Genomic DNA, 22,765 nt, shown 5'->3' with positions numbered 1-22,765 from the left:
TCCACTCAGTTGAAGAAGGCGGACAGTTCGCGTACCAGCGCCTCGACCTCTTCCTGGGACATGCCCTCGATGGCCTGCGGCGCCCGCAGGTTCTCCGTGTCGCGGATGCTCTCGATCAGCTCCGTGCGCGAACCCGAGTCGTGATGCAGGTGAAACATCGGCACGGCAAGGGAGTGCCAGCGCACACCCATCCTGCCCGCACGGCGCAGCAGTTCATCGTCCTCGCCGCCCCACCCTTCGAGACGCGCGTTGTAGCCGCCGACCCGGATGTACTCGCTGCGCTTGAACAGCACGATGCCGCCGTTGGCATTCGAGTAAAGAATGCCCGCGTCCGGTGGAAGCCGCTGCGGGTCGATCGAGGCGAGCCGGCCGTAGTCAGGCGTTTCCATGAAGCCCTGCTTCAGTTCGCCGGTGACGTTGATGACGTTCCAGTAGGGGCACATCGCGTCGCTTCCATCACCGTCGAGCAGCCCGTCGACGCACATGCGCAACGCCTGGGGCTGGGCGATTGAGTCGGCATCATGAAAACAGATCACAGGGCTGCGCGCCAGCCGGACGCCGGTGTTGTAGAGCATTGACTTGGGAAACGGCCCTTCATGATGAATGAAGACGTGGCGGATCCTGGGATCGCCCAGCCGCTGCCAATCGAAGCGCGGGACCGGCGCCGCCTCCATCAACCACAGCCGGTATTCGGTATAGGTGCAGGCCAGATGCGCCAGCACGGCGTAGAGATTCTCGCGCCGCTCCTCGGTCGCCTCCCTGTACGAAATGACGATGTCGATGTCGCGAAGGGAGATCTTTTCTGCAGCTTCTTCGGCCATGAGGCAACCTCCATCAGAAGGGGCGGTACAGCACGCAATTGTGCTCGTCGGTCGTCTCCTTGTAGCGCGTGTCGCGGATCGTAAGGTTGACGGGCTCCTTACGGCCGCTGGAATGCTCGTTGAAGATCCCTGCGCCGTTGACTGCGCCCACCACCTCGGCCAAGCCGGGTCCGGCCCAGTTGTCGTGACCCCTGAGCAGATAGAAATGCATCACGCCGCACTGCTGGTGTGCCCAGTAGTCATGCCAGGCGAAGGAGTCCGGGCGCCACAGCGAGTTGTGGCCTTCGAAGAAGATGGGACGGCTCATCGGCATGCACTCCGGCGTGGAGATGATGAGATAGCGCGATCGGTAGTTGAGGAATTCGAGCAGGTCACGGCCCTGCGAATGGAGCATGTGCTCGATGACATCGCCCAGGATCACCACGTCGTAAAGCTCGCCGCTGCGCTCGTAGAGCTTGTCCGCCGTGATCTGGAGAATCTGGTGGTAGCCGACCTCGCGCAGTTGGGGAAACGCCATTTCGTCGCACTCCAGCGCGGTCAGCTCGCATTCGGGCACGATGTTCTTGAGCAAGGCGCCGTATTTGCCGCCCCCCGCGCCGATGTCCAGGATGCGCTTCGGATCGATCGCCTTGACGACGTGTTGCGTCAAGCTGTCGAAAGTCAGCCAGGATTCGCCGATGTGCGCCATGAAAATGCCCCCCAGACCCCTTGATTTAGGACATTTGACTTTACAGGACGGTTCAACCGGCTTGCCGGGCATATCTGCCAGCTTGTTGGCAAAACCGGCGACTGGTTGCTTCTGCGGCAGGCCGGCCAGCCTCGCTACCGCGTCTGCTGCGACGCGGCATCCATCGCCGCCATGTACACCGACCGGTAAGGCTCGGCGAGGCTCACGAAGTGCACGAGCAGCGTGTCCCCGCTTGCGAACAGAGGTGGCGTGTTGATGCTCAGGTTGTCCAGTACGCTGCCTTCGTCCAGCAGCCCTTCCTGCTTCAGCACTTCGTTGGTGTAGTACTGGTCGCCCATGCTGCTATAGACACCCGACTTGTCGGCCACCTCGCCGATGCGCGACCAGATGCGAGCCAGCAGTTCGAGGTTGCGCGGCGTATTGCGGAATCCCATCACGCCGGAATTGAACAGCCAGGCGCCCACGTCCTTGGCCAACAGCAGGTCGCGCCCTTCCAGCAGGGGTTCGATCGGGCGGGACTGATTGAAGAAAAGGACGTCTGCATCGACCCAGATCACCCAGTCGTGATCCGCCAGATGCTGCTGCAGCAGCCAAGTCCGGACCCAGGAGCCGTTGATGCCCGGCCCGATCCCCTCGGGAATCTCGCGGTACACGTGGTACGCGTACCCGTGCCTTTCGCTGTAACGGCGCACGTTGTGCTCGGACACCCTTGCGTAGGTTTCGACATGATGGGTGTAGAGCGTCACAAACGCGATGCGTGCGCCAGGATTGAAGCTGCTCAGCGGCTCGTTGCCGAGCGCTGGGTACCGGGGCGGCTGCAGCACGGGCCGTCCGTGCATCAGGGCGCCGTTGACCTCCCGCACCAGCAGGGACTGCAGGTGCGCGTCGTGCAGGACCTCGTCACGCCATCCACCACCGGGCAACGGCACCGGCGGCGAAGCCAGGTTGACCACGAAGACCCGTGCGTCATGCCATTGCGCAATGCGCCACGACACGTTGACGTAGACATCGGCCAGCACCCCGTTGCACTCGAGCAGCAGACCTGCCGGACGAAACCGCGCGGATTCGTCGAGCCGGTCGGACTCCAGCGCGACGACATGACCCGCATCCACGATCAACTGGTACAGCAGCGCGCGATTGGCCTTGGTGTTGCGCACGACCATCATGTTCGTCATGGCCGGGCCGGGCTGCCCTTCGGGTCTCGGGCCTTCAACGGCGAGCAGATCGCGCCCCCGCATCAGGGCATCGACTGCCACAGGATGGAAGACCACGGAGTCGCCATCGAGGAACAACAGCCAGTCGCCTTCGGCAAGCGAACGCAGGTACCGCAGGATCTGGCTGTACTTGGCACTGGCACGCAGCGCCGGATGAATCAGCTTGTCGCTCTCGACCCATTGGTGCGGATACCCGAACAGGCGGCAGTAATGCGCGTGGTTACGCAACACGGCCTCGTCCATGCGATGGAAGAGGCTGAGGCACAAGGGCATGACAGGCTTCGGGTTGGTTGAGCGGCTCTCAGACGTCAGCCATCCGCCTCGCATCGCGGTACGCGCGCGAAGCAACGAGCATCTGCCAATCGGGCGGAGCGCATTGCGGCAGCAGCGCCCGTCGGCGCGCTTCGCTGCTCGCGTCCGGCCGCCACCCGCCTGCGCGCGCGGCAGCCTCGAAATCCTCCAGAAACTCATCGAGCAGGCGTCCATCGCCAATGCTCTGATTGCACAGCAGCGCCATGTCGCACCCGGCCTCCAGCGCCGCCAGCGCCGCATCGGTGAAGCTGAGCAGCTTGCCGTCGATGTAGCGCCCGGCCTCCATGCTCAGGTCGTCGCTGAACACCGCCCCGTCGAAGCCGAAGCGATTGCGCAGGATCTCGCCGAGCCACTTCGACGAAAAACCCGCCGGCCGCCTGTCGACCTTCGGGTAGATCACGTGCGCCGGCATCACGGCCGCGAGCGAGCCCGACAGCCAGTCGTAGGGCTTGGCGTCGTCGGCCAGGATGGCCTTGAGGCTGCGCTTGTCCACCGGGATCTCGACGTGCGAGTCGGCCTGCACGAAGCCATGTCCCGGAAAGTGCTTGCCGCAGTTGCGCATGCCCATCTGCAGCATGCCGTGCATCACGCTCTTGGCCAGCAGCGCGACCACGCGCGGGTCGCGGTGGAAGCTGCGGTTGCCGATGACGCTGCTGCCGCCGTAGTCGAGGTCGAGCACCGGTGCGAAGCTGAAGTCGACGCCGCAGGCGCGCAGTTCGCCCGCCAGCACCTGCCCGACCGCCGTCGCGGCCTGGGTGGCGCGCATGGCGTCGCGCATCCAGAGCTCGCCGAGCGCGCGCATCGATGGCAGGTGGGTGAAACCGTCGGTGCGGAAGCGCTGCACGCGGCCGCCTTCGTGGTCGACGCAGATCAGCAGGTCGGGCCGGATCGACTTGATCTCGGCGTTCAGCGCGGTCATCTGCGCGCGGTCTTGCCAGTTGCGGGCGAAATGGATCACGCCGCCCACGAGCGGATCGGCGAGGCGCCGGCGGTCGGCGTCGGTGAGTGCCGTGCCGGCAACGTCGATGATCAGTGGCGCATGGGGGCGGTCGGCTAGCCCGGCGGTCATATCTATATCTTCTCCACCACCACGAAGCTCGCGGCGTATTCGGTTTCGTCGGTCACGGTCACGTGGGCGGTGAGGCCCTGCGCCTCGAACCACTCCTTCAGGCCGCCATGCAGCACGATGACCGGCTTGCCGCTGCGCAGGTTGGCGATCTCGCACAGGCGCCAGCTCATGGGCATGCGCATTCCAAGCCCGATGGCCTTGCTGAAGGCCTCCTTGGCGGAGAAGCGGGTCGCCAGGTAGCTCAGGCCGCGCTTCGGCCAGCGTGCACTGCGGGCCTGCCAGACCTTGAATTCAGCGTCGCTCAGCACCTTGCGGGCAAAGCGCTCGCCCTGGCGCTCGAAGGTCGCGGCGATGCGACGCAGGTCGCAGATGTCGGTGCCAATGCCGTAGATCATGCGGCGTCGGCGTTCATTGTTGTTGCTGCTGCTGTTGCTGCCGGCCCGCCTCGGCGATGCAGCGCAGGTAGTCGCGCGTGGCTGCCGTGTAGCCGAGCTCGAGCGCGTCGGCGACGAAGGCGTGGCCGATGGAAACCTCCTGCACGCCCGGCACGGCGCGCAGGAAGGCCGTGAGGTTGTCCCGGCTCAGGTCGTGCCCGGCATTGACGCCCAGGCCCGCCGCGAGGGCCGCGCGCGCCGACTCGGCATAGCGCGCGAGCACGGCCTGCTCGTTCGGGGTGCCGCGCGAGGCCACGTAGCCTTCGGTGTAGAGCTCGACGCGGTCGGCGCCCACGGCCTTGACCGCGGCCATCATCTCGGGAATCGGGTCCATGAACAGGCTGACGCGCACGCCCAGCGCCTTGGCTTCGGCGATCAGCGGACGCAGGCGTTCGGCGTCGTCGGGAAAGGTCCAGCCGTGGTCGCTGGTGGACTGGGTCTCGCTGTCGGGCACGAAGGTGGCCTGGTGCGGCTTGAGCGTGCGCACGAAGTCCATCAGGTTCTGGAAGGGGTTGCCCTCGATGTTGAACTCGACGCCCGGCCAGTCCTTGGCGAGCAGCGCTGAAAGATCGCTCACGTCGTGCGCGCGGATGTGGCGGGCATCCGGCCTCGGGTGCACCGTGATGCCGTGCGCGCCGGCGGCCAGGCAGGCCTGCGCGGCCTTCACCACGCTCGGGATGCCCAGGTGGCGCGTGTTGCGCACCAGGGCGACCTTGTTGAGGTTGACGGACAGCGAGGTGGCGGCGTTGGCGCCGGCTTGGCCCGGAGTGCTCATAATGCTTGCAGGTCTCTCATCATTTGCCGCGTGCGCAGCGTGGACACGCCGCAATGGTAGTTGAGCAGTGCACGCAGCTGGTTTCTCAGGGCACTGTTGCCGCCGGCGCTCATCGTGGCAATTTCACGCAATGTGGCGGTAAATGGGGCCCGGTCGTCCAGAACGGCCTGCAGGGCCAGCCAGTCGGCACCGGCCAGCGCGGCCTCGTCGTCTCCGGCCTGGCGCAGGCCGGCTTCGGGCACGAGGCTGTAGCGCCCATCGGCGGCAAGCGGCTCCAGCGTGAGCGTCTGGACGTCGAGCGAGGGCAGCAGGCCGACTTCACGCAGCAGCAGCAGCTCGAAAGCCCGCAGCGCGGCAGCCTGGGTCGCGGCCTGGGCGCCGGCGTGCTCGCTCGCCAGCACCTGGACAACGCCGGCGTAGGCATCGAACAGCGCCTCGTGGGCGTCGTCCCGGGCCAGCAGGCGCAGCAGCAGTTCGTTGACGTAGTAGCCCGACAGCAGCGCCTCGCCGGTGGGCATGACGTGTCCACCCATCCATTCGGCGCCCTTGAGCGTGCGGATCTCGGCATCGCCGCCGTAGTTGAGCTGCAGCGGCTGCAGCGGCAGCAGCACCGGGCGGAAGTTGGAACTCGGCCGCTTCGCCCCCTTCGCCACGAGCGCGATGCGCCCATGGTGGCGGGTGAAGACTTCGAGGATCAGGCTCGACTCACTCCAGTCGTAGCGATGGAGGACGTAAGCCGGCTCGTGCGAAACGCGATGGGTGGCCATGTCAGTGAGCAATCGAGCATCGAGGCTTGAGACCAGCAAACGCCGCCGGAACCGGCTTTGCCGGGCCGCGCGCGTTGCCCCCGGAAAGGGGGTTGGCGGCTACGCGAAGCGAGCAAGCCTGGGGGTTTGCCTATTCATAGCCGAACGAGCGCACGCGGGCTTCGTCGTCGGCCCAGCCCGAACGTACTTTCACCCACAGCTCGAGGAACACCTTGGCGTCGGCCAGCTTCTCGAGCTCGACGCGGGTTTCCATGCCGATGCGCTTGATGCGCTCGCCCTTGTCGCCGATCACCATGGCCTTGTGGCCGTCGCGCTCGACCACGATGGTGGCGGCGATGCGCAGCAGGCGCTTCTGGCCCTTCTTCTGCGGCGGCTCCTCGTCGAACTTGTCGATGACGACGGTCGAGGTGTAGGGCAGCTCGTCGCCGGTGAGGCGGAAAAGCTTCTCGCGCACCAGTTCGCCGGCGAGGAATTTCTCGCTGCGGTCGGTCAGCTCGTCCTCGTCGTAGAACCAGGGCTGCTCGGGCAGGTATTTCTCGCAGATGCCGAACAGGCGCTCGACGTCTTTCGGGTTCTTGGCGGACATCGGCACGTATTCGGCGAACTCGTGCTTCTCCTGCATGCTCTTGAGCCAGGGAGCGATGTCGCCGCGGCGGTGCACGTTGTCGAGCTTGTTGGCCAGCAGCACCGTCGGAATGCCCTTGCCGAGCAGCTTGAGCACGCGCTCGTCGGCCGGCGTGAAGCTGCCGGCCTCGACCACGAACAGGATCAGGTCCACGTCGCCGACCGCGCCCTGCACGGTCTTGTTGAGCGACTTGTTCAGCGCGTTGGCGTGCAGGGTCTGGAAACCCGGCGTGTCGACGAACACGAACTGCGTGGCGCCCAGCGTGCGCATGCCGGTGATCCGGTGGCGCGTGGTCTGCGCCTTGCGCGAGGTGATGCTGATCTTCTGGCCGACCAGGGCGTTGAGCAGCGTCGACTTGCCCACGTTGGGCTTGCCGACGATGGCGATGAGGCCGCAGTGCTGGGGGCCTTGGGGACCAGCGGTACCCTCGCCGCCTTCGGCGTCTTCGGGTTCCGCTACGGGATTGATAGCGTCGTTCATTCTGGATTTCACGCGCCGCCGCGTGCCTTGAGCCGGATCAACATGGCCGCCGCGGCAGCCTGCTCGCCGGCGCGGCGCGAGCCGCCGATGCCGCGTTCGCGAAGGCCCAGTTCGGGCACTTCGCACTCGACATCGAAAGTCTGCTTGTGCGCTGCGCCCAGTGTGGCGGCCACGCGGTACACCGGCAGCTTCATTTTGTGACCCTGCAGCCATTCCTGCAATTCGGTCTTCGGGTCCTTGGCCGCGGCTTCCATGCGCGGGTTGATCTCGACCGACTCGTAGAGCCGGTGCACCAGCGCCTGGGCGGCGGCAAAACCGGCGTCGAGATACACCGCGCCGATCAGCGCCTCGAGCGCGTCGGCCAGGATCGATGGCCTGTTCGGACCGCCCGAACGGGCCTCGCCCTCGCCCAACCGCAGCAGCGGCGACAGCGCCAGCCCCACGGCCAGGCGGTGCAGGGTGTCCTGCTTGACGAGGTTGGCCCGCACGCGCGACAGGTCGCCCTCCGGCAGGGCCGACAGGCGCATGTAGAGCAGGTGCGATACAGCCAGGTTCAGCACCGAGTCACCGAGGAACTCGAGGCGCTCGTTGTGGTCGGCCGAGAAGCTGCGGTGCGTGAGCGCGAGCTGCAGCAGCCGCGGATCGGAGAAGGTGTGCTGCAGGCGCGCCTGCAACGCGGCCAGGCTGCCGTCCACCTTTTTGGGTGCCGTGTTCAGCGGGTTTCGCCCTTGTACTTGAGCGTCAGGTAGGCCGGGCCGAAGAGCGGGATCTCGCGCTCGTACGAGTACGAAACCACCACCTTGTCGCCGACCTTCTTGATCTCGAGGTCCTTGCCGCTGACCGACTTGAAGTCGTCGATGGCCTGGGCCCGATCGAAGATGGCGCGCACTTCGGGCACGGTCGTGCCCTCCTTGGCCTTGTTGGCGGCCTTGTCGATGGCCTGCCACTCGATCAGCGTCGGGATGACCTGCGCGATGACCACGCCCAGGCACCCGAGCACGGCTGCGACGAACACCAAGCCGATGAACGAAATGCCACGTTGCTGCGCAGCGCTGCTGCGAACGGACCGATGTGCTCTCATGCCCTCATACCCCTCGAACCAAGCTTGTTGGCTATTGCTTATTGAAACGGACCGATGCGTCCCAGGTCACCGAAGTTCATCCAGACGAAGAAGGCCCTGCCCACGATGTTCTTGTCCGGCACGAAGCCCCAGAAACGCGAATCGGCCGAATTATCGCGGTTGTCGCCCATCATGAAATAGTTGCCGGGCGGGACTTTGCAGACCACCCCTTCGGCCGTGTAGCGGCAGTTCTCGATGCCCGGGAAGTTGAAACCACCCGCGCCGGGAATGAACGACGGCGTGGTTTCGTCGTTGAGGATCTTGTGCTCCTTGTCGCCCAGCTTCTCGTCGTATTGCTTGAGCAGGCGCATCGACTCGCTGTCGAGGTAGTCGGCGGCCGGGCTCTTGGAAACCGGCTGGCCGTTGATCGTGAGCTTCTTGTTCAGGTAGGCGACCTCGTCGCCGGGAACGCCGACCACGCGCTTGATGTAGTCCATGCTCGGCTTGGGCGGGTAGCGGAACACCACCACGTCGCCGCGCGCCAGCGGCGTGCCTTCGGTGATCTTGGTGTTGACCACCGGCAGGCGCAGGCCGTAGGTGAACTTGTTGACCAGGATCAGGTCGCCGGTCAGCAGCGTCGGCATCATCGAACCCGACGGGATCTTGAAGGGCTCGTAGAGGAACGAGCGCAGCAGGAACACCACCAGGATCACCGGGAACAGGCCGGCGGTCCAGTCGAGCCACCAGGGCTGCATCAGCAGGCGCTCGCTCGCCTTCGCATCGGCCGTGTCGACCTGCTTGATGCCCTGCTCGGCCAGGCGCGCATTGCGGTCGATCAGCGAGGCCTCCAGCTTTGCGGCGGCCTGCTCGCGCCGGGGCAGGAAGTAGAAGCGCTCGGCCAGCCAGTAGAGGCCCGTGATCACGGTGGCCAGGAACAGCAGCAAGGCGAAGTTGCCTTCGATCGCGTTGAAGTACCAGGCGCCGACATAGGCGGCGAAGGCCGCGAGGACCAGGGAGGTGATGAATGCCATTTTTCGATCAGTCTTCGACTTGCAGAATGGCGAGGAAGGCCTCTTGCGGGACCTCGACGGAGCCGATCTGCTTCATTCTTTTCTTGCCCGCCTTCTGCTTCTTCGAGCAGCTTCTTCTTGCGGGTGATGTCGCCGCCGTAGCACTTCGCCAGAACGTTCTTGCGAAGGGCCTTGATTGTCTCACGCGCAATGATGTTGACCCCGATGGCGGCCTGGATCGCCACGTCGAACATCTGGCGCGAAATGATCTCGCGCATCTTCGAGACCACCGCCCGGCCGCGGTACTGCGACTGGGTGCGGTGCACGATGATCGACAGCGCGTCGACCTTGTCGCCGTTCAGCAGGATGTCGACCTTCACCACGTCGGACGCGCGGTACTCCTTGAACTCGTAGTCCATGGAGGCGTAGCCGCGGCTCACCGACTTGAGCTTGTCGAAGAAGTCGAGAACGATCTCGCCGAGCGGCATCTCGTAGGTCAGCATGACCTGGCGGCCGTGGTAGGCCATGTTCATCTGCACGCCGCGCTTCTGGTTGGCCAGCGTCATGACGGCGCCGACGTATTCCTGCGGCATGTAGAGGTGCACGGTGACGATCGGCTCGCGGATTTCCGCCATCTTGCCGACCTCGGGCATCTTGGATGGGTTCTCGACCATGATCACTTCGCCGTCGTTCCTGACCACCTGGTAGACCACGCTCGGCGCGGTCGTGATCAGGTCCTGGTCGAACTCGCGCTCCAGGCGCTCCTGCACGATTTCCATGTGCAGCAGGCCGAGGAAGCCGCAGCGGAAGCCGAAGCCGAGCGCCTGGCTCACCTCGGGCTCGTAGCGCAGCGACGAATCGTTGAGCTTGAGCTTCTCGAGCGCGTCGCGCAGCGAGTCGTACTCGCTCGCCTCTGTCGGGTAGAGGCCCGCGAACACCTGTGGCTGGATCTCCTTGAAGCCGGGCAGCGCCTCGGTCGCCGTTGCCGCGGCGCCGCCGGTACCTGGCTTGATCAGCGTGACGGTGTCGCCGACCTTGGCCGCCTGCAGCTCCTTGATGCCCGCGATGATGTAGCCCACCTCGCCCGCTTCGAGCGAATTGCGGGGTTCGTTGGCCGGCGTGAAGACGCCGATGCTGTCGGCGTTGTACATCGCACCGGACGCCATCATCTTGATGCGATCGCCCTTCACGAGGCGGCCATCGACCACGCGCACCAGCATGACGACGCCGACGTACGGGTCGAACCAGCTGTCGACGATCATCGCGCGCAGCGGGCCATCGGCGTTGCCGCGCGGCGCGGGCATGCGCGCGACGATGGCTTCGAGGATCTCGTCGATGCCCACGCCGGTCTTTGCCGAGCACGGGATCGCATCGGTCGCGTCGATGCCGATCACGTCTTCGATTTCGGTGCGCGCGTTGTCGAGGTCCGCGTTGGGCAGATCGATCTTGTTGAGCACCGGCACCACCTCGACGCCGAGGTCGAGCGCGGTGTAGCAGTTGGCCACCGTCTGCGCTTCGACGCCTTGCGATGCATCGACGACGAGCAGCGCGCCTTCGCATGCAGACAACGAACGGCTCACTTCATACGAGAAGTCGACGTGGCCCGGCGTGTCGATCAGATTGAGGTTGTAGACCTGCCCGTCGCGCGCCTTGTAGTGCAGCGCCGCGGTCTGTGCCTTGATGGTTATCCCACGCTCTTTTTCGATGTCCATCGAGTCGAGAACCTGCGCTTCCATCTCGCGTTCCGCGAGGCCGCCGCAACGCTGGATCAAACGGTCTGCGAGCGTCGACTTGCCATGGTCGATGTGCGCAATGATCGAGAAATTTCTGATGTGATTCATCAACGGGAACGCTTAAGTACTTGAATTGGCTCGTACGCAGAGTGCGACAGGCAAGAAAAAAGGGCGCGTCTTCTGGAGACGCGCCCTGAACCAACAAGCAATGGCAACTGCAGTAGTTGGAGCTTCATTGTAGGCAAAAAGGGAAGCGCGTACATCCAGGAACGGGGTCCAAAGGGGTCGTTGCAGGTCCACAACATCAAAGATATGAACAGGTTATCAACAGGATCGGTGAAGCAGTTACTGAACAACTTGTGGGCGATCTGTGGAGCACCGGTGGACTGCCATCTGACATCTCGCATCGTGAAGGCCGGGCCATTCTTTATGCGCCGACCAGCCGCCGAGGGTGTCCTATTCTACCGAAATCCGTCCTTAGGCCTTCTGAAAGTTAGTGAACGCAAACAAAATCAGGCATTTTCGACGCCTCCGATTTTTTTAGAGGCCGGCGTCAGAACGTCGTAAACACCTCAAAAAAACGGCCCCAAACCCGACTGCCGGGTGGGGCCACTTGACGCCAGGGCCGGATCAGCGTGTCTGCCGGATCAGCGCGTACTGCGCCCAGTCGCCGCGCCGAAACAGGATGCTGAGCGACTTGCCCTTGTCGGACTTGGCAACGGCAGACTCGAATTCGCGCGCATTCGACACCTCGACATTGCCGACCGCCATGATGATGTCGCCCTCGCGCAGGCCCGCACGGGCCGCGGCGTCGCTGGCGGCATCGACCTTCACGCCGCCCTTGACCTTCAGCTCCTTCTTCTGCGCATCGGTCAGATCACTCACGGCCAGGCCCAGCGACTTGGCAGCAGCCGATGCCGGCGGCTTCTGTGGCTGCTCGTCGCGGTCGCTCGCGCGCTTGCCGGGCTTGTCAGGCTCGATCTCGGCGATGGTCACGCTGAGATCGCGCGAGGCACCGCGGCGGAACACCGTGAGCGTGCTCTTCGTGCCCGGCTTGGTGTTGCCCACCAGGCGTGGCAGGTCGCTCGGCTTCTCGATCGGCTTGCCGTCGAACTTGGTGATGACGTCGCCCGGCTCGACACCCGCCTTCTCGCCCGGCGAGCCCGCCTCGACGCCGCGCACCAGCGCGCCCTGCGCCTTGCCCAGGCCGATGGCCTCGGCCACGTCCTTGGTGACCTGGTCGATCTGCACGCCGATGCGGCCACGCGAGACGCGGCCCGAAGTGCGCAACTGGTCGCTCACGCGGATCGCCTCGTCGATCGGGATCGAGAAAGAGATGCCCATGAACCCGCCCGAGCGCGAGTAGATCTGGCTGTTGATGCCCACCACCTCGCCGCGCATGTTGATCAGCGGACCGCCCGAGTTGCCGGGGTTGATGGCCACGTCGGTCTGAATGAACGGCAGGTACTCGCCGGTGTCGCGCTGCTTGGCGCTCACGATGCCGGCGGTGACGGTGTTCTCGAGTCCGAACGGAGAGCCGATGGCCATCACCCATTCGCCCACGCGCAGCTTGGAGATGTCGCCGACCTTCACTGCCGGCAGGCCGGTCGCCTCGATCTTCACGACGGCGACGTCGGTGCGCTTGTCGGCTCCGACGATCTTGGCCTTGAACTCGCGCTTGTCGGGCAGCGTGACCAGCACCTCGGAGGCGTCCTCGACGACGTGCGCATTGGTCATCACATAGCCGTCGGGGGTCAGGATGAAACCGGAGCCGACGCCGCGCGGGCGCTCTTCCTCCTGCGGCTGCTGTGGACGATTCTGGCGCGGTCCCTGGCGCGGCTGTCCGGGCAGCGGCTGGCCGAAGAAGCGGCGGAAGAACTCCTGCATCTCCTCGTCCATCTCGCCGTTGCCGCCGCGCTGCACCACCTTCTCGACGGTGCGGATGTTGACGACGGAGGGGCCGACCTGGTCGACCAGGTCGGTGAAATCGGGCAGCGTGCGCGTCTGCGCGTGGACCGGCTCGGCCGGCAGGAATGTGGCGCTGGCGGTCAGCGCGAGCGCGCAGGCCATCAGGCCGGAACGAAACTTGTGTCCCTCGACTTTGAAGATCATCGGCTTTCTTTCAAAAGAACAGAGCGGCGAAAAACAGGTCTATGAGTCTGCGCCGTCGGCTTGGTTCAGCGCAATTGGCGCTTCTCAAGCCCATCAGCGCGTGCGCGCGAGACTTTGTGCGAATGCGTTGAGCGTCTGCTGGGGTACTTCGCCGACCGCGGTCAGCCACCAGTCGCTGGCAGGCTCGGGCAGGCGCCTGCGGATGGCGTTGGTCGCGCCGATGGTCAGCACGCCATCACGGGGCGAGCGCGCAGGGTCGTAGCGTTCGATGAAGAGCGACACCGAAGCAAGGCCATCGGAGAAGGTCCACTGGACCGTGGCCGCATCCTGCTTCGACTTGCCGCCGCCGTCGTCGCCCGCCACGGGACGACGGAAGAAGCTTCGGGGCTTGAATCCGGCCACGGGCGTGCGCAGGGTCCAGCCTTCGTCCTGCGCGCTGCTGCGCTCCAGTTCGAGCTTCTCGACGCGATAGCCCGAAGTGTTGGACATCATCTGGGCGAGCGCCTGCGCCTTCACCGGTGCATCGAGCTGCAGTTCGGAGAACGCCGATTGCTCCACCACGCGGGAATCGCTGTCGACGGTCTGGAGCTTCACCACCAGGCCGGAGCGGCGCTCGCTCCAGATGCGGTAGCCGAAGCGCAGCCCGTCATGAGGCACCAGTTGCACCACGTCGGCATCGAAGCCGGCGACCCGGTCCTTGCCGATCGCGCGCACGTCGTAGAAATCGCCGATGGACGAATCGGGCTTGTCCGGCAGGTTCGGGAAGAGATCGAGGTTCTCGCGCTTCTCGACCTTCACCACCTTCGCCTCCGGCAGGAAGGTCATGACGTTGCGGTTGCGCCGGAAGGTCGAGCGCGGCGGCCCCGACAGGGCCTCGATGCGTTCGATCTGGTGCTCGCCGTCGCGCACATGCCAGATGCGCGCGCTCGACAGGTCGCCGCCCGGCGCCGACACGACGAAGGTGCCCACGTAGTTGCGCTGCCGGGCGCCGGTGTGCATGCGCTGCAGCCACTCGGTCACGCTCATCGCCGGCGGCTCGTCCGTCTGCGCCGTCGCCGCGCTCTTCGCATTCGCGGTGCCCGAGCGGGTCTGCGCGGTGGCGGCCTGCGCCAGGCAGAAAGCGGCAAACACAAGCACGAAGGCGCGTGCGGAAATCGGCATCGGAACGGTCATTACGGGCAGCTGGAGGTACGCGCTCTCAGCGCGTCGGGCCCTCGAAGGTGGCATTGCGCAGGAAACCGGAAGGCATCTGCGAAGCGCCGCCAGCCTGCTGGTGCGCTTCGAGGAGCTGATCGAGACGAGGGTCGCGCAGCATCACCTGCGGGTTGCCGTTGCCCACGATCACGCGCGTCGGAGTCAGCGTACTGCTCGCAGCCTGCGGGCCGTTGACCGCGGCAGCCGCCAGCACCGAATTGACGGCCGGCTGCTGTTGCTGCTGGACGGAAGCCAGCTGCGCACCGCCCTGCTGCACGGGCGAGCCGTTGCCGACCAGGGTCCAGCTGATGGCGGCAACAGCCATCAGCGATGCGGCGCCCGCCACCAGCTTCCAGCGGAACACCGGCTCGTTGGCCGCTTCCGCCCTGCGCTGCACGGGTACCGCCACCGGAACGGCGACGGGCTCCGACACCGGGGCCGCCATCACCGGCTCCGCCGCCAGCCGCTGTTGGAAGCGCGCCAGGAACGCGGAGGTATCGCTGCACGGCGAATGCGAACCGGAACGCAGCACGTCGCCCACCACGTGGTAGGCCTGCCAGGTCGCGCGCGATTCGCCTTCGGCGCAGGCAGCCTCGATCGCCTGCGCGAACGCCTCGCCCTGCAAATGACCATCCGCAAGTGCGGACACCTGTTCCCGAACCGTCATCGTCTGATTCATTTCATTCACCTGCTTACTTACCAACGCTTGCCGGACTGGTTGTCCAGCAACGGCTTGACCCTGGCCGAAATGGCCTCGCGCGCCCGGAAAATACGCGAACGCACCGTGCCGATGGGGCAATCGATGACCTCGGCAATCTCTTCGTAACTCATGCCCTCGATCTCGCGCAGCGTGACCGCCTGACGCAGCTCGGCGGGGAGCGCTTCCATGGCTGCCTCGACGGCTCCGGCGATTTCGTTCGCCGCCATGACCGATTCGGGGGTTTCGTCGCTGGTTGGTTCGTTTCCGGGACGGTAAGTTTCATCCTCGTCCTCGGAAGAAGGCCTGAGCGCGGCCTCGGAAACGGTCGGATCGCGCTTCATGTCCACCAGCGCCTTCTTGGCGGTGTTGACGGCGATCCGGTAGAGCCAGGTATAGAACTGCGCCTCGCCGCGGAACTGGTGCAACGCGCGGTACGCGCGGATGAAGGTTTCCTGCGCGATGTCCTCGATCAGGTCGACGTCGCGCACCATCCGCCCGATCAGCCGCTCGATGCGGCGCTGGTACTTGATGACCAGCAGCTCGAACGCCTTCTGGTCCCCCGCGACGGTGCGCTGGACCAGCTGGAAATCGACGTCGCCCGGACGCGGCGCCACGGCGGGCGCGTCGGTCAGGCCGGAATCCGGCGGCACGGGCGGGGAAGTGGTCATCGAGGAAGGTTCAGGGCGCGTCGGCCGGAGCGGTCGCGCGCCAGGGGTCGGCTGCGCGGGCGGCAGCCGGGGGGCGCGAATATACCGCGCGACGCAGGTCGCGCCAGCGCTCCGGCATGAACCGCTGCTCGATCCAGATCCAGCGGCGGGCGCGGCCCGGCTCGCTGAGGCACAGCAGCATCAACGACTGGAAATCGAGCGCCACTGACGCCCGCGCCGCATGCACTCCGCGGGAGGCGCGGTTGCCCGTCAGCGACCAGAAGAGGCCGTCGAAGTGCAGGACGCCGGCGCCCTCCTGCCGCAGGCCGAAGCCCGCGGCCACACCCGCGAAGCCGACACTGAGGACGAGCAGCAGCTGGCGCCATCCGACGCTATCGAAGAGATAGCAGGACGCACCCGCGCAAAGCGCGCCCAGGGCCCAGAGAACGACAAGGATCCGGGTTGCGCCACGCGAGCGCCCCACCGGATAGGTCACCGACGGCGCGCTGTGCATGACAGAGCGACGCTCAAGCGCGCTTGAACACCAGCGTGCCGTTGGTGCCGCCGAAGCCGAAGTTGTTCTTGACCGCGACGTCGATCTTCAGATCGCGCGCCTCGTTGGCGCAGTAGTCGAGATCGCACTCCGGATCCTGGTTGAAGATGTTGATGGTCGGCGGGCTCTTCTGCTCGTGCAGCGCCATCACCGTGAACACCGACTCGATGCCGCCCGCGCCGCCCAGCAGGTGGCCGGTCATGGACTTGGTCGAGTTGACGACGAGCTTCTTCGCGTGATCGCCGAAAGCCAGCTTGACCGCATTGGTCTCGTTGACGTCGCCGATCTGCGTGGAAGTACCGTGCGCGTTCAGGTACTGCACCTGGTCGGCATTGACGCCCGCATTCGACAGTGCCATGGCCATCGAGCGGCGGGGGCCGTCGACGTCGGGCGCGGTCATGTGATACGCGTCGCCCGTCAGGCCGAAGCCCGCGACTTCCGCGTATATCTTGGCGCCGCGCGCCTTGGCGTGTTCGTACTCCTCGAGCACCAGCACGCCGGCGCCCTCGCCCAGCACGAAGCCGTCGCGGTCCTTGTCCCACGGGCGCGAGGCCGTGGCGGGATCGTCGTTGCGGGTGCTCAGCGCGCGAGGCGCGGTGAAGCCGCCGATGCCCAGCGGAGAGATGGTCGACTCGGCGCCGCCCGCGATCATCACGTCGGCGTCGCCGTACTCGATCATGCGAGCCGAGGTGCCGATGGCATGCAGGCCGGTGGTGCAGGCGGTCACGACCGCGATGTTCGGGCCCTTGAAGCCGTACTTGATCGAGACGTGGCCCGAGATCATGTTGATGATCGAGGCCGGCACGAAGAACGGCGACACGCGGCGCGGGCCGCGGTTCATCAGTTCACCGTGCGTTTCCTCGATCATCGGCAGGCCGCCGATGCCGGAGCCGATGTTGCATCCGATGCGCACGGCCTGCTCATAGGAGAGCGCTTCGCCGGTCGGCAGTCCGCTGTCCTGCACCGCCTGGATGGCGGCGGCAAGCCCCAGATGAATGAAGCGGTCCATGTGACGCGCTTCCTTCTCCGAGATGTATTGGGTGATGTCGAAACCCTTGACCTCACCTGCGAACTTGCAGGCGAAGGCGCTTGCATCGAACGCGGTGATGTTCGCAATGCCCGACTTCCCGGCCAACAGGTTGGCCCAGGATTCGGCAACGGTGTTTCCGACAGGAGCGATGCAACCGAGTCCGGTAACGACGACGCGGCGTTTGGTCATGCCGGCAAACCTTTCTGGAAGCGCTGAACAGTTGCCTGCCGGCGCGTGCGGTTCAAGAAAAAGCCGCCGGCCGCAGTTGCAATCTTGTCAGCTGGCCTATCAGGCCTTTTGATTCTTGGTGGCGTAGTCGACGGCGTTTTGCACCGTGGTGATCTTCTCGGCATCTTCGTCGGGAATTTCGATGCCGAATTCGTCTTCGAGTGCCATCACGAGTTCGACCGTGTCGAGAGAGTCGGCGCCGAGGTCGGCCACGAAAGCCTTTTCGTTCGTCACCTGGGACTCTTCCACGCCGAGCTGCTCGGCGATGATTTTCTTGACACGTGCTTCGATATCGCTCATTTGGTTCCCTCTGAGGGTTGTAGGTAATCGGTGGATTTTAGCCGGGCGCATTGTGGCATTTGCCGTGCCCCCGGGACGGAGAAAACTTGCGCCTTGCGGCTACATGTGCATGCCGCCGTTGACGTGCAGCTCCTGCCCCGTGACGTAGGACGCCTGGGGCGATGCGAGGTACGCCACCGCGTGCGCGATGTCGGCCGGCTTGCCCAGGTGGCCCAGCGGGATCTGCTGGAGCAGCGCCTGTTGCTGGGCTTCGGGGAGGCTGGCCGTCATGTCGGTCTCGATGAAACCGGGCGCGACGCAGTTGACGGTGATGTTGCGGCTGCCCAGTTCGCGGGCCAGCGCGCGGGTCATGCCCGCAACGCCTGCCTTGGCGGCCGCGTAGTTGGCCTGGCCGGCATTGCCGGATGCGCCCACCACGCTGGTGATGCTGATGATGCGGCCATAGCGCTGCTTCATCATCGGGCGGATCACCGCGCGCGAGAGCGAGAAGACGGCCTTGAGATTGGTGTCGAGCACCGCGTCCCAGTCGCTGTCCTTCATGCGCATGGCGAGCGTGTCGCGCGTGATGCCGGCGTTGTTCACCAGCACGTGGATGGCGCCGTAGGCCTGCACGATCTCGTCGATCAGGGCCTCGACGGCGGCGCCGTCATTGACGTCGAGCGCACGGCCGCGGCCGTCGTAGGCGCTCAGGGCGGCGGTGATCTTGGCCGCGCCGTCGTCGGTGGTGCCGGTGCCCACGACCTTGAGGCCGCGCTGGGCCAGCTCCAGCGCGATCGCCGCGCCGATGCCGCGCGTCGCGCCGGTGACCAGGGCAACCTGCCCTTCGAATTTGGGAATGCTCATAAGAAAAGTATGGAAGCCTTGGCGCCGTCAGCCGGCGAGCGATTGTCGGGTGTCCGCGAGCGTTGCCGGGTCGTACACCGACGCGGCTTCCAGATCGGGGGGCGATGCGCTTCACCATGCCGGCCAGCACCTTGCCGGGGCCGCACTCGATGATGGCGGCTACACCGCGCAGTTTCAAGGCCTGCACGCTCTCGACCCAGCGCACCGGGCCGGCGGCCTGGCGCACCAGGGCGTCGCGGGTGCGGTCGACGTCGGTTTCGACGGCGACGTCGACGTTGTTCAGCACCGGAATCTGCGGCGCGGCCAATGTGACCGAAGCCAGCTTCTCGCGCAGCGCTTCCGCGGCGGGCTTCATCAGGCTCGAATGGAACGGGGCCGAAACCGGCAGCAGCAGGGCTCGCTTGGCGCCATTGGCCTTCAGCAGCTCGCAGGCCTTGTCCACCGCAGCTTTGCTGCCGGCGATCACGGTCTGCATGGGGTCGTTGAAGTTCACCGCCTCGACGACCTCGGCGCTGCCGGGGCCGAAGCTCGCCGTGGCCTCGGCGCAGCCAGCCACCACCTTGCTCGACTCCATGCCGAGCACCGCGGCCATCGCACCGACGCCGACAGGCACCGCCTGCTGCATCGCCTGCGCGCGGAAACGCACGAGCGGCGCCGCCTGCGCGAGCGTCAGCACGCCCGAAGCCACCAGCGCCGAATACTCGCCGAGCGAATGCCCCGCCACGACGGAAGGCGTTGCGCCGCCCTCGGCCAGCCAGGCACGCCATGCGGCCACACCGGCCACCAGCATCACCGGCTGGGTGTTCGTGGTGAGCGCCAGTTCTTCCTTCGGGCCGTTCTTGATCAGGGCGCCGACGTCTTCACCGAGCGCCTCGGATGCTTCGCGCAGCGTTTCGACCACTGCGGGGTGATCGCCCCAGGCGTCGAGCATGCCGACTGCCTGCGAGCCCTGCCCCGGAAAGACAAATGCAAAGGATTTCATTGTTTACGCGTCGTCTCGCATTGCCGGCGCCCTTCCAGGGCACCGCAACACACTAGCTAACTACAGATTCAACAGCACCGCGCCCCAGGTGAAGCCGCCACCCACGCCTTCGAGCATGAGCGTTTCGCCTTTCTTCACCTTGCCGGAGCGCACCGCCTCGTCGAGCGCCAGCGGGATCGACGCGGCCGACGTATTGCCGTGCTCGTTGACCGTGACGATCAGTTTCTCGCGCGGAAGCCTCAGCTTCTTCGCCGTGCCTTCCATGATGCGGATATTGGCCTGGTGTGGAATGAGCCAGTCGATGTCGGTGTCGACCTTGCCGGCCTTCGCCAGCGTGGCGCGCGCCGCTTCTTCCAGCACGCGGACCGCGAGTTTGAAGACGGCCTGGCCGTCCATGTGCAGCAGCGGCGTGCCCAGCACGTTGCCGCCCGACACATGGCCCGGCACGCAAAGAATGCCGACGTGCTTGCCGTCCGCATGCAGGTCGCTGGCCAGGATGCCGGGCTCCTCGCTGGCCTCGAGCACCACCGCGCCCGCGCCGTCGCCGAACAGCACGCAGGTGGTGCGGTCGTTGAAGTCGAGGATGCGGGAGAACACTTCGGCACCGACCACCAGCGCGCAGCGCGCGGTGCCGGTGCGGATCATCGCGTCGGCGACGGTCAGCGCGTAGACGAAGCCGCTGCAGACCGCCTGGACGTCGAACGCCGGGCAGCCGGCGATGCCGAGCTTGTTCTGCAGGATGGCGGCCGACGACGGGAACACCATGTCGGGCGTGGAAGTGGCGACGATGATCAGGTCGACATCGCTGGCCTTGCGGCCGGCGGCTTCCAGGGCATGCCTGGCGGCCTGGAGACCGAGGTCGCTGCTCGTGACGTCCGGTGCGGCGAAATGCCGGGCGTGAATACCGGTGCGCTCGACGATCCACTGGTCGGAGGTCTCGATGCCTCGCGTAGCCAGATCCTTGGCGAGATCGTCATTGGTCACGCGGCGTGGAGGCAGGTAGCTGCCGGTGCCGGTAATGCGTGAGTAAGGAGTCATCAAACGTGAAGGGCCGTCGCGTCGACCGGCGCCGCCGGTTCCTGCCGTGCGAGCAAAGGCGCGGCGTGGGCGATGCGGGCCCGCACGCGATCGAGCAGGTTGTTGCGAGCGGCATCATAAGCGCGATCCAGAGCATGGCCGAAAGCCACTTCGTCGGCCGAGCCATGGCTCTTGAAAACCAGCCCGCGCAGGCCCAGCAAGGCCGCGCCGTTGTACCGACGGTGATCCAGGCGACTTTTGAACGCTTTTAGGACCGGATAGGCAACAATTGCCGCCAGCTTGGTGAAAACACTCCGCGAAAATTCGACGCGAATGAATTCGCCGATCATCGATGCCACGCCTTCGCTGGCCTTCAACGCCACATTTCCGACAAAACCGTCACAGACGACGATGTCGGTCGTGCCCTTGAAAATATCGTTGCCTTCCACGTTGCCGTAGAAGTTCAGATCCTTGGAGTTGGCAGCCGTACGCAGCAGTTGGCTTGCCTTCTTGATCGTTTCGCTGCCCTTGATGGCTTCTTCGCCAATATTGAGCAGCCCGACCGAAGGCGCCTCATTGCCGGTCAGCGCCGACACCAGGGCCGAGCCGAGCACGGCGAACTGGAGCAGGTCTTCGGCGTCGCAATCGACGTTGGCGCCCAGATCGAGCACGGTCGTCGCCCCGCCCTTGGCATTCGGAAGCTGCGGCGCGATGGCCGGGCGATCGATGCCTTCGAGCGTCTTGAGCAGATAGCGCGCGATCGCCATGAGGGCGCCGGTGTTGCCGGCCGAGACGGCCGCCTGGGCGGCGCCGTCCTTGACCTGCTGGATCGCGACGCGCATCGAAGAATCCTTCTTCTTGCGCAGGGCGATTTCAACCGGGTCGTCCATGCCCACGACCTCGCTGGCGGCGACGATGCGGGCACGCGGGTGGGCGGCGAACCCCGCCAGCGCAGCCGGCGCGCCGACGAGCAGCAACGAAGCGTCGCTGTGCCGCTCGAGAAACGCGCGGCAGGCCGCGAGCGTGACGCGCGGCCCATGGTCACCTCCCATGCAATCCACGGCAAGCGTGATCGCGGAAGGCGCAGCGGTGTTTTCGGAGAAAGAAGGCGTAGCCATCAAAACAAAGGCCCGACGCTACGGCAAAAGTAGCTTCGGGCCTTGGCCTTGGGATGCGAAATCAGGCTTCGGACTTGTTCTTGAGCACCTGGCGGCCACGGTAGAAACCGTTGGGGCTGATGTGGTGGCGCAGGTGGGTTTCGCCAGTGGTCGGCTCCACGGCGATGCCGGGAACGACCAGGGCGTTGTGGGAACGGTGCATGCCGCGCTTGGAAGGCGACTTCTTGTTTTGCTGGACGGCCATGATGGCTCCTGGACTGTAAGGTTGGTGATTGGATGCGGGCTCAAGCGGTGGCGATACAAGAAACCGGGCGGCATGCATGGAATGCCCTTTTCCCCTTGGTCGTTTCGTGTACCGCTGCTCACGGCGGCGCGCGCGAAGCCCATGATTATAGCCCAGCCTGCGGGAAAGGGCTACTTTCCCTCTTCCGGCTTGCGCGAACGCAACGCGCCGAGCACTGCGAAGGGATTCGGCTTGGCCTCTTCGGCGGCCTTGAAGTCTTCGTCGCTCGACGAAAGCTGCACGGGCGTCGGACAGACGTCGTGGGCCGGCATGACGGGGATTTCCATCAGAAGCTCGTCCTCGATCAGGGCATGCAGGTCGAAATCCCGGCTGACGACGAGCAGGTCTTCCTCAGATTCCTCGTCTTCCGCCTCGGCGACTTCCTCGTTGGCCACGAAGCGGAACCAGCGATCCACGCCAAGCGAGGTATCCACCGGCGACAGGCAGCGCTGGCAGACCAGCGGCACGGTGGCCTCCGCCTCGAGGTGCATCCAGGGTACCGGCTTGCCGTCAGCGCCAGGGCGCTCCTCGCCATGGGCCGTCCAGTTCACCACCGCGTCGGGTGCGGGAGCGGCCAGTTCGGCGACCAGGCGTTCGTATTTCGGGACCGGATCGGCGGCTTCCAGCGTGGCTGCCGCAGCGGCGAAACCGGGCACATTGAGCCGTTCGGGGGCGAATTCTCTCTTCATCCGCGCCAGTCTAGCGCGCCGGCCGCCCTGTCGGCATGGGGGGAATGGGGCATGACCGAGGGTTTTGGACGCCTCACGCAC

General features: G+C 65.6%; 23 protein-coding genes and 2 pseudogenes. All 25 read right to left on the bottom strand.

What is annotated here, in order from left to right:
* Positions 1-5: 5 nt before the first annotated feature.
* Positions 6-821, bottom strand: coding sequence for a glycosyltransferase family 2 protein (locus tag ACHMXA_RS11310; protein ID WP_176664464.1), 816 nt, complete (start codon positions 819-821; stop codon positions 6-8).
* 13 nt (positions 822-834) lie between these two features.
* A complete protein-coding gene (locus tag ACHMXA_RS11305; protein WP_176664463.1) occupies positions 835-1,509 on the bottom strand; it encodes a class I SAM-dependent methyltransferase in 675 nt (224 codons plus the stop codon).
* Positions 1,510-1,643: 134 nt separating this feature from the next.
* Positions 1,644-2,966, bottom strand: coding sequence for a galactosyl transferase GMA12/MNN10 family protein (locus ACHMXA_RS11300; RefSeq protein ID WP_256098955.1), 1,323 nt, complete (start codon positions 2,964-2,966; stop codon positions 1,644-1,646).
* A 58-nt stretch (positions 2,967-3,024) separates the two neighbouring features.
* The gene (nagZ, locus tag ACHMXA_RS11295) at positions 3,025-4,104 is read right to left on the bottom strand and encodes a beta-N-acetylhexosaminidase (RefSeq protein WP_176664461.1); all 1,080 of its coding nucleotides are present in this window, start codon (positions 4,102-4,104) and stop codon (positions 3,025-3,027) included.
* Positions 4,105-4,106: 2 nt separating this feature from the next.
* Positions 4,107-4,499, bottom strand: a complete 393-nt coding sequence (gene acpS, locus ACHMXA_RS11290; protein ID WP_176664460.1) for a holo-ACP synthase — start codon at positions 4,497-4,499, stop codon at positions 4,107-4,109.
* A 13-nt stretch (positions 4,500-4,512) separates the two neighbouring features.
* Positions 4,513-5,313 (bottom strand): pyridoxine 5'-phosphate synthase, encoded by an 801-nt coding sequence (locus ACHMXA_RS11285; RefSeq protein WP_395320700.1) that lies wholly within the window; start codon positions 5,311-5,313, stop codon positions 4,513-4,515.
* Positions 5,310-6,080 (bottom strand): DNA repair protein RecO, encoded by a 771-nt coding sequence (gene recO, locus ACHMXA_RS11280; protein ID WP_176664458.1) that lies wholly within the window; start codon positions 6,078-6,080, stop codon positions 5,310-5,312. Before recO ends, ACHMXA_RS11285 begins: the two co-directional genes overlap by 4 nt.
* 130 nt (positions 6,081-6,210) lie before the next feature.
* The gene (gene era / locus ACHMXA_RS11275; protein ID WP_176664457.1) at positions 6,211-7,185 is read right to left on the bottom strand and encodes a GTPase Era; all 975 of its coding nucleotides are present in this window, start codon (positions 7,183-7,185) and stop codon (positions 6,211-6,213) included.
* Between the two features lie 8 nt (positions 7,186-7,193).
* On the bottom strand, positions 7,194-7,880 hold the full coding sequence (rnc, locus tag ACHMXA_RS11270) for a ribonuclease III (protein ID WP_176664456.1): 687 nt from the start codon (positions 7,878-7,880) through the stop codon (positions 7,194-7,196).
* Between the two features lie 17 nt (positions 7,881-7,897).
* Positions 7,898-8,266: a DUF4845 domain-containing protein gene (locus ACHMXA_RS11265; protein ID WP_126022651.1), complete on the bottom strand. Its 369-nt coding sequence runs from the start codon at positions 8,264-8,266 to the stop codon at positions 7,898-7,900.
* A gap of 38 nt (positions 8,267-8,304) precedes the next feature.
* Entirely contained in the window at positions 8,305-9,276 is a 972-nt protein-coding gene (gene lepB / locus ACHMXA_RS11260) for a signal peptidase I (RefSeq protein ID WP_176664455.1), read from the bottom strand.
* 7 nt (positions 9,277-9,283) lie between these two features.
* Positions 9,284-11,096: pseudogene (lepA, locus tag ACHMXA_RS11255) on the bottom strand (translation elongation factor 4).
* Positions 11,097-11,618: 522 nt separating this feature from the next.
* Positions 11,619-13,100, bottom strand: a complete 1,482-nt coding sequence (locus ACHMXA_RS11250) for a DegQ family serine endoprotease (RefSeq protein WP_176664453.1) — start codon at positions 13,098-13,100, stop codon at positions 11,619-11,621.
* A 93-nt stretch (positions 13,101-13,193) separates the two neighbouring features.
* Entirely contained in the window at positions 13,194-14,273 is a 1,080-nt protein-coding gene (locus ACHMXA_RS11245; RefSeq protein ID WP_176664452.1) for a MucB/RseB C-terminal domain-containing protein, read from the bottom strand.
* A 25-nt stretch (positions 14,274-14,298) separates the two neighbouring features.
* Positions 14,299-14,973 carry a sigma-E factor negative regulatory protein gene (locus tag ACHMXA_RS11240; RefSeq protein ID WP_176664451.1) on the bottom strand — a complete coding sequence of 225 codons (675 nt, stop codon included), beginning with the start codon at positions 14,971-14,973 and terminating at the stop codon, positions 14,299-14,301.
* Between the two features lie 17 nt (positions 14,974-14,990).
* On the bottom strand, positions 14,991-15,662 hold the full coding sequence (rpoE, locus tag ACHMXA_RS11235) for an RNA polymerase sigma factor RpoE (RefSeq protein ID WP_395320694.1): 672 nt from the start codon (positions 15,660-15,662) through the stop codon (positions 14,991-14,993).
* 10 nt (positions 15,663-15,672) lie between these two features.
* Entirely contained in the window at positions 15,673-16,155 is a 483-nt protein-coding gene (locus ACHMXA_RS11230; RefSeq protein ID WP_176664450.1) for a hypothetical protein, read from the bottom strand.
* A gap of 13 nt (positions 16,156-16,168) precedes the next feature.
* Positions 16,169-17,413, bottom strand: coding sequence for a beta-ketoacyl-ACP synthase II (gene fabF / locus ACHMXA_RS11225; protein WP_019654120.1), 1,245 nt, complete (start codon positions 17,411-17,413; stop codon positions 16,169-16,171).
* A 99-nt stretch (positions 17,414-17,512) separates the two neighbouring features.
* A complete protein-coding gene (gene acpP / locus ACHMXA_RS11220; RefSeq protein WP_007830471.1) occupies positions 17,513-17,752 on the bottom strand; it encodes an acyl carrier protein in 240 nt (79 codons plus the stop codon).
* Positions 17,753-17,851: 99 nt separating this feature from the next.
* Entirely contained in the window at positions 17,852-18,595 is a 744-nt protein-coding gene (fabG, locus tag ACHMXA_RS11215) for a 3-oxoacyl-ACP reductase FabG (protein WP_093205043.1), read from the bottom strand.
* 27 nt (positions 18,596-18,622) lie between these two features.
* Positions 18,623-19,577, bottom strand: a pseudogene (gene fabD / locus ACHMXA_RS11210) (ACP S-malonyltransferase).
* A gap of 60 nt (positions 19,578-19,637) precedes the next feature.
* Complete coding sequence (locus tag ACHMXA_RS11205) at positions 19,638-20,615, bottom strand: beta-ketoacyl-ACP synthase III (RefSeq protein WP_126022640.1); 978 nt, start codon at positions 20,613-20,615, stop codon at positions 19,638-19,640.
* Entirely contained in the window at positions 20,615-21,712 is a 1,098-nt protein-coding gene (plsX, locus tag ACHMXA_RS11200) for a phosphate acyltransferase PlsX (RefSeq protein ID WP_176664448.1), read from the bottom strand. Before plsX ends, ACHMXA_RS11205 begins: the two co-directional genes overlap by 1 nt.
* A 61-nt stretch (positions 21,713-21,773) precedes the next feature.
* On the bottom strand, positions 21,774-21,956 hold the full coding sequence (gene rpmF, locus ACHMXA_RS11195; protein ID WP_007830466.1) for a 50S ribosomal protein L32: 183 nt from the start codon (positions 21,954-21,956) through the stop codon (positions 21,774-21,776).
* Between the two features lie 170 nt (positions 21,957-22,126).
* Positions 22,127-22,684 (bottom strand): DUF177 domain-containing protein, encoded by a 558-nt coding sequence (locus tag ACHMXA_RS11190; protein ID WP_176664968.1) that lies wholly within the window; start codon positions 22,682-22,684, stop codon positions 22,127-22,129.
* Positions 22,685-22,765: the final 81 nt, after the last annotated feature.

Origin of the sequence: Variovorax sp. UC74_104, from assembly GCF_044055375.1 — a bacterium.
Taxonomy (GTDB): Bacteria; Pseudomonadota; Gammaproteobacteria; order Burkholderiales; family Burkholderiaceae_C; genus Variovorax.
This window is presented reverse-complemented; position numbering and strand designations above follow the sequence as displayed.